This is a genomic window from Tangfeifania diversioriginum (assembly GCF_900141875.1).
GTDB lineage: Bacteria > Bacteroidota > Bacteroidia > Bacteroidales > Prolixibacteraceae > Tangfeifania > Tangfeifania diversioriginum.
This window is the reverse complement of the sequence record NZ_FQZE01000041.1, coordinates 1-12,124: the sequence shown is the minus strand read 5'-3', so window position 1 is coordinate 12,124 and position 12,124 is coordinate 1. Positions and strand designations below refer to the sequence as shown.

The window sequence follows — 12,124 nt, the reverse complement described above, 5'->3', positions numbered from 1 at the left end:
CGTAACTTTTCATAAATTTTTAAAGGGCAATTCGTCAACCAACGAGTTGCCCTTTTTATTTTTCCTCCATTTTATGACAATTTCTATTTAATAGTCTTTCAGAAAAATGTATTTTTCCAATTCAAACAAAAAGAATTGCAAAATGGATTACATTAATAACTACATCGAAGAAAACAAAGATCGATTTCTGGAAGAATTATTTGGCTTACTGCGCATTCCGTCAATCAGCTCGGTAAAAAGCCACAAACCCGACATGTACAAAGCTGCTGAATACCTGAAAAATCTACTGCTCGAATCAGGAGCCGACAAAGCAACCATTTTTGAAACCGAAGGCAATCCCGTTACCTACGCCGAAAAAATAATTGATCCGAAACTGCCAACAGTGCTTGTTTACTCGCACATGGATGTGATGCCGGTTGACCCCATCGAAAAATGGAATACCGAACCTTTTGAACCCGTTGTAAAAGACGGCAAAATTTGGGGACGTGGTGCTGACGACGACAAAGGACAGGGAATGATGCACTTTAAAGCGTTTGAATTGATGGTGAAAACCAACACACTTCCCTGCAATGTAAAATTTATGATTGAAGGAGAAGAAGAAATTGGTTCGCCAAACCTGGGCAAATGGGCCGAAGAAAACAAAGAAATGCTCAGTGCCGATGTTATCCTGGTTTCCGACACAGCCATGTTCGGAGCCGACACTCCTTCGATTACAGCCGGGTTGCGCGGGCTTGCCTACTGGCAGGTAGAAGTAACCGGCCCCAACCGCGACCTGCATTCTGGTTTGTTTGGCGGAGCAGTGGCCAACCCCATCAACGTGCTTTGTTCAATGATTGACCAGATGACCGATGAAAACGGGAAAGTGACCATTCCCGGATTTTACGACGATGTACTGGAAGTTTCGGCAAAAGAGCGCGAACTGCTCGCCCGGGCGCCATTTAACGAAGAGGAATACAAAAAGGCCATCGATGTGGAAGAGCTTGCCGGTGAAAAAGGATTTACTACTACCGAACGCACCGGAATCAGGCCGTCGTTCGATGTTTGCGGAATTTGGGGCGGCTATACCGGAGAAGGCGCCAAAACGGTACTGCCTTCAAAAGCCTATGCAAAAATCTCTACCCGGCTGGTTCCCCACCAGGATCATAAAAAAATTGAAAAGCTGTTCAAAGACCACTTCGAAAGTATTGCGCCCAAATCAGTTAAAGTTGAAGTAAGCGTGCTTCATGGCGGACAGGGCTACGTGTGTCCCATCGATCTTCCGGCCTACCAGGCGGCAGAAAAAGCCTATCAGGATGTTTACGGCAAACGGCCGGTACCGGTGCGCTCAGGCGGAAGTATTCCTATTATTTCAACGTTCGAACAGGTGCTGGGACTAAAATCTGTTTTGATGGGGTTTGGACTGGAAGCTGATGCCATTCACTCTCCTAACGAAAATTTCCCGCTCGAACAGTTTTATAGAGGGTTGAAAACTATTCTGCTGTTCTATAAATACTATGCTGAAATAGCGAAATAAAGTATTCTGAAAAATAAACACAGGTGCAGGATGATGAATTCTGCACCTGTTTTTTGAATTTATAACTATCATCTAACACGAATCATGAATTCAAGGTTTTCCGCCCTGAAAATTACCACAACATTAATTCATTCCTAACTTTTAAAAGAGTGACAATTATCACGATTTTTGTGCATTTCGGTTGTTTCTTTTGCGGCCGTTTTTTACTCAAAATTTAAATGCCATGTTTACCTGGATTTCGAATAGCAACAATAAACTGTACACAACAATAAAAGATTATGTGATTATTACATTCGGGTTGTTGTTTTTTACCATGGGCTGGGTACTTTTTCTCATCCCGGCCGAAATTACCGGTGGTGGAATCAGTGGTGTGGCAGCAGTAGTTTTTTACGCAGCCCAAATTCCAGTGGGCGTAACTTATCTCGCCATCAATATTGTGCTGGTACTGATAGCCATAAAAATTATGGGGGCCAATTTTGGAGTAAAAACGATTTACAGCATTGCAGTACTGACTTTCTTTTTATCCGCATTTCAGAATATACTTACTGAACCGCTGGTTGACGATACTTTTCTTTCAGCTGTACTGGGGGGTATGGCCTGCGGAATCGGACTCGGCGTTGTTTTCTCTCGTGGCGGGAGCACCGGTGGGACCGACATTTTTGCAATGATTGTAAACAAATACCGAAACATTAGTCCGGGACGTATAATTCTCGCCTGCGACGTGGTAATTGTGGCCTCTTCGTATTTTGTTTTCCAATCGCCCGAAAAACTGGTTTACGGTTACGTTTCCATGTGGGTGGTCTCCTACACGCTCGATTCGTTTTTAAGTGGTGCTAACCGCTCAGCGCAAATGTTTATTTTCTCCAAAAAATACAAGGATATTTCAGATTACATTACACATGAAGTTACCCGTGGTGTTACTGTTTTAAATGGAACAGGCTGGTACACCCAGGAAGAGACAAAAATTATAATGTCTGTGGTCAGAAAAAAAGAAACCAGTTCAATATTTAGAAAAATTAAAGAGATCGATCCTGATGCATTTATCTCGATGGGAAGTGTTATGGGCGTTTACGGTCAGGGATTCGACCGCCTGAAGTTATAGGGTGAACGCAATTTTTCTATTTTTGTCCTCAGTATTTTTTCAGTTCGAAAAAAAATTAAGTTAGATAACAAAAACGGAGAAAATGAGTTTTAAAAGAACAGAAGAATAATTGAAATAATATGAGGCAAACTTCGGGGTTGATTTTTCAGATGGCAGTGGTGGTATTACTTTTTACAGGTTTATTATTCTCCTGTCATCAAAATAAAAAACAGCAGAAACAAAACGAACAAACAGAAACAAAAAATGATACGGTAATTGTTGCCGAACCTGTTTTAAGATACGGACTGCCGGCAGATTCTTTCATCATTAAAACCGGAAATGTAAAAAGGAATCAGCATTTGAGTACAATTTTAAACAATTTCGGTGTTAGCATGGCTACCATCGACCGGATAGCACGGCAGTCGAAACCGGTTTTCGACGTACGAAAAATCCGCAGCGGAAACCATTACAGTGTTTTTCAAACACCTGACTCTCTGGGTGAAGCCCGATTTTTTGTGTATGAAAACTCTCCGGTTGACTACTACGTGTTTGAATTGTTCGATTCGCTCAGGGTTTACCATGGTGAAAAAGAAATCCGCACCCAGCTGCGCACTTCGCAGGGCACTATCCAATCGTCGCTCTGGAACACCATGAAAGACAACAACCTCGACCCGATGCTCGCTTTGCGACTCAATAATATTTACGCCTGGACCATCGATTTTTTTGCCATTCAGAAAGGCGATCGTTTCCGGATAATTTATGAAGAACAATATGTGGATACCACCTACATCGGCATTGGAGAAATTTTTGCCGCCCAGTTCGATCATTACGATGACAAATTGTACGCTTTCCGGTTTTTCCAGGATGAACGCTTCGATTATTTTGATGAAAAAGGACAAAGCCTGCGAAAAGCATTTTTGAAAGCACCACTCGATTTTTTCCGTATCAGCTCGCGGTTTTCGCACAACCGCATGCATCCGGTACTCCGGATTCGCAGGCCGCACCATGGTGTGGATTATGCAGCTCCCAAAGGCACGCCTGTAAAAAGTATCGGCGACGGTACAGTAATTGCCCGCGCCTACCAGCGCAACGGGGGAGGCAATTATGTAAAAATCAAACACAATTCCATGTACACCACCACCTATATGCATCTTTCAGGTTTTGCAAAGGGCATTGCAACCGGTGCCAGGGTGGAACAAGGCCAGGTAATAGGATATGTAGGATCAACAGGACTTTCCACCGGCCCGCACCTCGATTTCAGAGTACATAAAAACGGCAGCCCTGTTGACCCTCTAAAAGTGGAAGCCCCGCCCGTTGAACCGGTATCAGAAGAAAATTTACCGCGCTACAATCAATTGAAAGATTCGCTGATGAATGAACTGCAAAAAATTAGCTGGGAGGCGAACCTGATTGCCTCCGAATAAATTGTCAACAAAATGAGGTACTTTTCCGTTAATTTTAAAACATCTTTTAAAGTTGCCGGAATTTTATCCGGGATTAAGCAGAAAAAGTGAATTTAAAAAAATTTAAAAATTACAAGAATGAGAACTTTTTTGATATTGACAATAGCAGTGGTTTTTGCATCGTGTGTGAGAAATAAAAACGGACAAACTGCACAAACTGCAACTCCCGAGAATGCAAATGTTTTTGAAGTGAGTGAAGTAATACAGGGAGGCACATACACCTACATGAAAGTGAAAGAAAACATGGACGAAAAATGGGTTGCTACCGCCAAAAAAGAAGTTAATAGCGGCGATGTGCTTTATTACGATAATCAACTTCAAATGACAAACTTTCACAGCAAAGAACTCGATCGGACTTTCGATGAGATTTATTTTATCAACCAGGTAAGCGAAAATCCCATCCAAAGTAACCCGATGGCCCAAATGCCCTCCGTCCACGATCAAGGACACAGCGGGAAGGTTGAAACAGAAAAGGAAAGCGCAATTTCATTGGAAAAATCGGCAGACGAAATTACCATTGCAGAAATTTATGGCAATCCCGAAAATTTTTCAGGTAAAGAAATTGAAATCAGGGGAGTTGTGGTAAAAGTCAATAAAAACATCATGGGTAAAAACTGGGTGCATATCCAGGATGGAACCAGCAGCAATGGCAAATTTGATTTGACAATTACTACCCAGGATGCCGCCGAGGTAAATGATCAGGTTACATTCAAAGGCAAAATCACCCTCGAAAAAGATTTTGGAGCAGGGTATTACTACGATGTGATAATGGAAGAAGCGGGGAAAATAAATACAAGCGCAGCTGAGGATCTCACGGTTTCGGGAACTCCCGCCTGAGGTCCACTGAATCGGATATACCAAACAATAACTTCAGAATAAAAATTTGAAGGCTACAAATTTCTTGTTTTGGCTTCGATATTATTTTCGTTAATATTCCAAAATTACAAATTCTATTCGGCGGTTTTCCTGATGGTCTTCTTCAGAACAAACAACGCCGTTGGCACAACGATTCACAAGTCGGGTTTCACCGTATCCTTTTGCCTTTACGCGGTCGCTGGAAATCCCTTTTTGAACCAGATATTCCAAAACCGAATCGGCGCGTTTTTGACTGAGCCATAAGTTGTAACTGTCTTCTCCCCGGCTGTCGGTATGTGCACTTATTTCAATTCTCAAAGCTGGATGGTCTTCCATTAGTTTAACCAACTGGTTCAGTTCGGGTTCTGATTCTCGCAGTATTTCCCAATCATTAACTTGAAACTCAACCGACTCCATTAAAAAAGTTCGGCCAACTTCTTTTCTGAAAAGCCAGACAGTATCTGTAACACCGGAACCAAGTGCAAATCGTTCCGGATTGAGTTCGAATGTATTATCAAAATAACCTGATTTACTTACCCGGACCGTGCCATTAAAGATACTATCAAATTCAATTTTTATAATACCATCTGAACCTGTCTTCCTGTTCGACTCATTGAAGATCATTTCAGCACCAATTACAGCATTTCCATTCTCAAAATCTTTTACTACAATCCGGTAATCTATAATTCGACGTAACGATAATTCAATAAATTCATTATCTAAAAATAAAAAAGGAATTTTTTCTGATGAAAAACCTTCTTTATCAGCATAAATCTGGTAGAATTTACCTTTAGGCACTGTAAAAAACTTAAAATTGCCAAAGAAGCCGGTAAGTGCCGATCGTATCTGGTTCCCCTCACTATCTTCCAAATAAACAATCGCCTCCTGCACGGCTTTTTCGTTGTGACGGGCAATAACCTTCCCCCACAGATTTTCAACCTGGGGAAGAAAGTCAACCCTGTAAATATCATCTTTTCTCCAGTCGTAACGATTGGACGAAAAATATCCAAATTTGCCTGAAGGATGAATGGAAAGTCCAAAATCATCGGAGGGAAAATTCACCTCTTCCCCCAGGTTCACAGGTTTTGTTTTGTTTGATAAACTTGTATAATAAATGTCGAGTTGCCCATAATTGGGTGCCAGTGCGTCTGAGGAAAATAACAACATTCCGTCAGGACCAAAGGTCGGGAACATTTCATTGCCGGCTGTATTTATCTCTTCACCCAGATTAACCGGTTTACTCCACTGTCCATCGTCGCGGACCGACATATACAAATCGGAATTTCCATATCCGCCATCCATATCGCTGGAAAAAATAAGGGTATCTCCAGTAATGCTTATTGCAGGATGTGCAAAATTAAATTCAGGGTTATGAAAAGGAAATTCCCGGCTAACCGCCCATTTTCCGTTAATCTCTTTCATAATAACCAATCGTAATTGGATGTTTCGATTACCCGACAAACGAGACTCCTCAGGTTCGTTGCTTATGGTAACAAATAACTCACCCGTTTTTTTGCACCACGCAGCGGACCCTTCGTGGAACATATTGCCAAATCCCGGAACCACCTCGCGTTCAGTTACCGGATAACCTTTTTCGTCAATTTCAACCCGGTAAATATCATAAAACAAAGTACTTTGTTCCTGACGCTTTTCATCTCCGAAAAACTCTTCTCGCACAGAAGAAAAATACAATTCGTTTTCAACAAAAAATGGCGAAATGTCACTTTCAATTGAATTTATTGAGGACAATGGTGCAATCTGGAAATCGATATAATCGAAAAATCCCGATGACTGGCCCTTTAAATCATTTGGGAAACCGATAAAAACCAGAAGTATTATTGTAAAAATTCTAATCATATTCTCACATTCTTTCATTTTACGGACTAAAACATTCTGGGCGAACTCCATCTGCGGCGTGCCGGCAATTCGTACGAAACCATTACTTCATGGGTAGCGTTGTGAAACGAATGCAACTGTGTGGTGGAATAATCAAATCCGTATCCAATTCTTAAATTTTTGAAAATCCATTGCCCGACAAAACCAAAAGAATCGCCGGTACGGTAATTGGCACCAAGCCAAACCTTTTCTCCCAGTAAAAAATTGGCGGTAAAGTCGAAAACTGTTGACACTCCCCAAACAGTCCTGGCTAAAAATGTTGGCTTAAAGCTGAGATAATCCGAAAGTTCAAAAACATATCCTCCGATGAGAAAAAAATGACGCAATTCGGCCTCGGTGGAAAAGTTGCTGAAATTATTCTCAAGCTTAATGTTTAAAATTTTGGGAGATGAAATTCCGACATAATATATTTCGTTGGAAAGAAATGCACCAATTCCAAAATTGGGCATAAATTTCATTTCAATATCAGACATAAACATCGGATCGGCAGGGTCTCCGGGATAGCCGGTATAATCGGTCAGGTTATTGGTGTAAGTTGTAACACCTCCTTTAATTCCCAACCGAAGATTTGTTTTATTCGTTACTCTTAACCGGTACGAATAATCGATATTTGCACCCAGCCGTTTTTCAAAACCAACTTTGTCAGCAACAACATTCACACCCCAGGCAAAATTCTGGAATTTTACGGGTGTTTGAAAAGTAAAGGTATATGTTGTTGGAGCTCCCGACATGCCCACCCACTGGTGACGCCCCAGAACCAAAAACCCGGTATTGTCCCAAGTCCCTGCATAGGCCGGGTTAAAGGATTGAATATTGAAATTATACTGCGTAAACGTAGGATCCTGCTGGGCTTCACTTCTGATTATGAACAACAGAAGTAAAACAAACAGGCTCCCGGTTATCTTCTTTTTATATCTCATGTTTTGTTTCGTTTTCATAACACAACCAAATTATCTGTTCAGGAATAAGTGGCCGGTAAGCGGCTCATTGCCATCGTTTAAGTCTAAAATAAAAAAGTACGTGCTGGCCGGCAGTTTATCGTTACCGAATGTCCACTTTTTTGAAGAGTAACCGCTCCACCAGGCATCGGCACCGTGAACATCTGAATTTCCAAAATTATCCTTTTCAAATACCAGGTTTCCCCAGCGGTTGTAAATTTCAACCCTTGCATCGGGGTAGTTTTCCAAACATGTAATTCTCCAGGTATCCTGAATGCCATCGTCGTTTGGAGAAAATCCTGTTGGAATTACCAGTTCACATTGTTCAACCTGAACCGTAACAGTTGACGATGCCTCTGTTAATAAACCATCTTGAGTATTGGCAGAAACAAAGGCCACATTGTCGAATTGTCCTTCAGAATTATCAGCTATCTGAACGGTATATTCTGTTGAAAAATTCAATAATTCGCCCGGAATCAACTGCTCCAATTCCTGTTCGAACCCTGTTAAAGGATCTTCAACCAGCACATTGAATAATGTGACATTTCCGGTATTCTCAACACGAATATTAAAATTAACGATATCACCCACAGCCACTTCATCAGAAGACAGATCCGCCTCCTTTTGAATATATACCGATGGATTTTGTTCGAAATTAGTAACAGTTGGGGCATCATTGTCAGGCTCACTGCCCGAATCATCTTCCACTGTTTCACCTTTCAAATTAAAACTCCTTACTCTTGCAGAATTGGATACCCCTCCTGCATCGATATCGGCCTGGGAAATTTCATAGGTAGCGGTTGCAGTTCCTGTTGCCCCCGGCGGAAGGGTATCGGGGACTACTTCAAGGTTGGTTATTCCAATTCGCTCATCATCGATTTCAATATCCCGAAGTGTTATTTCGCCGGTATTTGTAACCTCAAAAGTGTAATGAATTGTTTCACTAGATGGATTGTATTCTCCCGTTTTAACCAAACTGACTGAAGAAGTCAGCAATTCCTGATCCACATAAACAAAAACGGTTGCTTCGGCATATAAGCCCGGATTTTCTATAGCTGATAAACGGTAAACCAACGGCGTAGGATTTGAAAAGAAAAATGGCAAGGGAGTGAATGTAAGGATACCGGTTTCATCATCAAGCATCCAGCTTCCTTCACCCTCAACCGTTAGTTCAGTTTGATTGCCATCTGTCAACGGGTCGATATCAACAATAACCTGCTCAGGGTGTGCAGGCGAACCGTCACTTAACTTATCATTTTCAAGAATAGAAATCGACACGCTGCTCCCGGGTGAATTATCCTCGCTGCTGTCATTTATAGCCTCCGGTGCGGCTTCCTCGTAACTAACCGTTATAACAGCCTGGTGGCTCAATCCGGTAAGATCTTCAGTAAGAATATATGAAACGGGAGATGGACTTGCAGAAAAACCTTCTTCAGGGTTAAAAGTAACCACCCCTGTTAACCGATTGTAACTCCATGTGCCCTGGCCCGGCACAATCAGTTCGGTTTGAGTTCCTTCCGTTTCAGCATCTAAATCAACAGTTACATCTCCCGGAAACGCAGCGGTTCCATCGCTTAATCTATCGTTTGAAAGAATGTTGACCGTCGCATTTGAGCCTGGATTGTTCCCGGCGATGTTGTCATCTGACGCCATCGGCGACACCTGTTCGTAAGTAATTGATATATCGGCAGAATTTGTTAACCCTGTCAAATTTTCAAATAATACATAAGAAACAGGCGAAGGCGATACGGAAAATCCTGGTTGGGGTGTGAAGGTGACTATTCCGATTGCCGGAACAAAAGTCCACGTACCTTCATTGGCCACAACCAGTTCCGACTGGGCTCCAGTCAACGAAGGATTCAGGTCAACTGCAACTAAATCTAAAATTACAGGAGTTTGGTCACTCAACCTGTCATTTTCAAGAATGTTTATACTTACGGTTTCACCGGGGGTATTCCCTGTGCTGCTGTCATCATTTGCAACCGGTGGCTCCTCATCAAACAAAATTGAAATGGTTCCCTCATCACTTAAACCGGTTAAATTTTCAGTGAGTAAATAAATTACAGGCTTCGGGTCGGTTGTAAAACCTGCATCTGGTGTAAAAGAAATGATTCCTGTTTGTGGCGAATAATCCCAGGTACCTTCACCATCAACAATAAGAGCGGTTTGTGTTCCCGATGCTTGTGGTTGAAGATCGATATTCACCATATCGGGATTTACAGGAGTCCCATCACTTAGCATGTCATTGTCCAAAATGTTTAGTGTAACAGTATTGCCGGGTTTATTACCTCCACTTGTATCATTAATTGCAAAAGGTTCTCCCTCATTATATTCAACCGTTATACTGGCATTGTCGTTTCTGCCTGTCAAGTTTTCTGTTAACCGATAGGAAATCGGCGATGGATCGGTGGTAAAACCGGCACCCGGATTAAAAGTAACCTCACCGGTGGTTAAATTATAGGACCAGGTACCTTCGCCATTTACAATCAATTCATTTTGCACGCCAGTCTGATCCGGATTTATATCAACAGTAACCAAATCGGGTGTTGCATCTCCACCATCATGAAGTTTGTCATTGGCCAGGATATTTACAGTTACACTATTTCCTGAAATATTATCTGAACTGATATCATTAACGGCAACAGGAGGTTCCAACGCATTTACAGTCAGGGAAAATTCTGCATTTATCGGCGTATTGTCAGGTGCTGTTCCGGAAACCGAAACGGTGTTGGTCACACTTCCATTACTGTAATCAGACTGTGTTACTTCATAATTTTCCACATAGCTGATAGTGTCTCCGGGAGCTAAAGTAGGGAGAACAGCATTCAAGTTGACCAATAAATCAATTACTTCAATTTCTGAAACAGTTACATTTCCTGTATTTTCAACTAAAATAGTATATTCAATTGCAGAACCCACATTCGCAAAATTCTCCGGCAATGCGCTTTTAGTCACCACCAATTCAGGATTCTGTTCTGCCTGAATGGTTTCTGTACCATTTCCTTCCACAGTTTCGCCATTCGGATCTTTCCCTGATCCCGTTGCACTATTGGTTACAGAACCAGCGTCTAAATCTTCCTGTGTAATAGAATAGGATACGGAATACGAAATTGATTCTCCCGGTTCGAGAGCTGAAATCACCTCACTAAAATCAAGAACGGAATCAGCTAATTCAATTTCGGTAATTGTTACATTCCCTGTATTTACTGCTTCAATTGTGTATATGATTTCTTCTCCTGCTGAATTGAATGTGGCCGGCGAGGCGGTTTTGGTGATTGACAAGGCTGGCTGCTGGCTGCCGGTGATGGTTGCTGTGGCATTGGCACTAACCGTTGAATTGTCTGGTGCAGTACCCGAAGCTGTGGCCGTGTTTTCTACACTTCCTGCATTCAAATCGCTCTGGGTGATAATGTAAGTGGAGGTGTAAGTTTCTGTGGTTCCGGGAAGCAGGTTCGAAATGTTTTCAGACAGGCCGGTCAGCGGGTCGGTTACCGAAACACTGGTCAGTTCAACATTGCCGGTATTTTCTGCTTCAATGGTGTAGGTAATTTCCTCTCCTGCTGAGTTGAATGTGGCCGGTGATGCGGTTTTGGTGATTGACAAAGCAGGCTGCTGGCTGCCGGTAATGGTTGCTGTGGTATTGGCACTAACTTCTGAATTGTCCGGCGCAGTGCCCGAAGCTGTGGCCGTGTTTTCTACACTGCCTGAATTCAGATCGGCCTGGGTGATAATGTAAGTGGAGGTGTAAGTTTCTGTGGTTCCGGGAAGCAGGTTCGAAATGTTTTCAGACAGGCCGGTCAGCGGGTCGGTTACCGAAACACTGGTCAGTTCAACATTGCCTGTATTTTCTACTTCAATGGTGTAGGTAATTTCTTCTCCTGCTGAATTGAATGTGGCCGGCGATGCGATTTTGGTGATTGACAAAGCAGGCTGCTGGCTGCCGGTGATGGTTGCTGTGGCGTTGGCACTAACTTCTGAATTGTCTGGCGCAGTGCCCGAAGCTGTGGCCGTGTTTTCTACACTGCCTGCATTCAGGTCGGCCTGGGTGATAATGTAAGTGGAGGTGTAAGTTTCTGTGGTTCCGGGAAGCAGGTTCAGAATGTTTTCATTCAACCCTGTCAGCGGGTCGGTCACCGAAACACTGGTCAGTTCAACATTGCCGGCATTTTCTACTCCAATGGTGTAGGTAATTTCTTCTCCTGCTGAATTGAATGTGGCCGGCGAGGCGGTTTTGGTGATTGACAAGGCTGGTTGCTGGCTGCCGGTAATGGTTTCTGTATCATTGGCATTAACCTCTGAATTGTCCGGGGCAGTGCCCGAGATTGTTGCGGTGTTTATTACCTCGCCTGCATTCAAGTCGGCCTGGGTGATGAAGTAA

General features: G+C 42.6%; 7 protein-coding genes. 4 read left to right on the top strand and 3 right to left on the bottom strand.

Annotation, left to right across the window (positions count from 1 at the left end; genetic code table 11):
* Window positions 1–142: 142 nt before the first annotated feature.
* From BUC07_RS18450 to BUC07_RS18435, 4 genes are all read left to right on the top strand, one after another.
* Window positions 143–1,513 (top strand): dipeptidase, encoded by a 1,371-nt coding sequence (locus BUC07_RS18450; protein ID WP_073173409.1) that lies wholly within the window; start codon window positions 143–145, stop codon window positions 1,511–1,513.
* A 223-nt stretch (window positions 1,514–1,736) separates the two neighbouring features.
* Entirely contained in the window at window positions 1,737–2,615 is an 879-nt protein-coding gene (locus tag BUC07_RS18445; protein WP_073173405.1) for a YitT family protein, read from the top strand.
* A gap of 119 nt (window positions 2,616–2,734) precedes the next feature.
* Window positions 2,735–4,018 carry a M23 family metallopeptidase gene (locus tag BUC07_RS21165; protein ID WP_073173340.1) on the top strand — a complete coding sequence of 428 codons (1,284 nt, stop codon included), beginning with the start codon at window positions 2,735–2,737 and terminating at the stop codon, window positions 4,016–4,018.
* Between the two features lie 117 nt (window positions 4,019–4,135).
* Window positions 4,136–4,894 carry a hypothetical protein gene (locus BUC07_RS18435; protein WP_073173337.1) on the top strand — a complete coding sequence of 253 codons (759 nt, stop codon included), beginning with the start codon at window positions 4,136–4,138 and terminating at the stop codon, window positions 4,892–4,894.
* Between the two features lie 90 nt (window positions 4,895–4,984).
* Here the strand turns inward: BUC07_RS18435 and BUC07_RS18430 are convergent, their stop codons facing one another.
* From BUC07_RS18430 to BUC07_RS18420, 3 genes are all read right to left on the bottom strand, one after another.
* Window positions 4,985–6,769, bottom strand: a complete 1,785-nt coding sequence (locus BUC07_RS18430) for an OmpA family protein (protein WP_073173334.1) — start codon at window positions 6,767–6,769, stop codon at window positions 4,985–4,987.
* Between the two features lie 26 nt (window positions 6,770–6,795).
* The gene (locus BUC07_RS18425; protein ID WP_073173330.1) at window positions 6,796–7,728 is read right to left on the bottom strand and encodes a PorP/SprF family type IX secretion system membrane protein; all 933 of its coding nucleotides are present in this window, start codon (window positions 7,726–7,728) and stop codon (window positions 6,796–6,798) included.
* Between the two features lie 30 nt (window positions 7,729–7,758).
* Window positions 7,759–12,124: DUF7507 domain-containing protein (locus BUC07_RS18420; protein WP_139279649.1), on the bottom strand; the 4,366-nt coding region annotated here is incomplete at its 5' end.

What these genes read in the sequence shown, in the direction of transcription:
- BUC07_RS18450 (WP_073173409.1), top strand. Translation starts at nt 143, where the DNA reads ATGGATTACATTAATAACTACATCGAAGAAAACAAAGATCGATTTCTG.
- BUC07_RS18435 (WP_073173337.1), top strand. Translation starts at nt 4,136, where the DNA reads ATGAGAACTTTTTTGATATTGACAATAGCAGTGGTTTTTGCATCGTGT.
- BUC07_RS18445 (WP_073173405.1), top strand. Translation starts at nt 1,737, where the DNA reads ATGTTTACCTGGATTTCGAATAGCAACAATAAACTGTACACAACAATA.
- BUC07_RS21165 (WP_073173340.1), top strand. Translation starts at nt 2,735, where the DNA reads ATGAGGCAAACTTCGGGGTTGATTTTTCAGATGGCAGTGGTGGTATTA.
- BUC07_RS18425 (WP_073173330.1), bottom strand. Translation starts at nt 7,728, where the DNA reads ATGAGATATAAAAAGAAGATAACCGGGAGCCTGTTTGTTTTACTTCTG.
- BUC07_RS18430 (WP_073173334.1), bottom strand. Translation starts at nt 6,769, where the DNA reads ATGATTAGAATTTTTACAATAATACTTCTGGTTTTTATCGGTTTCCCA.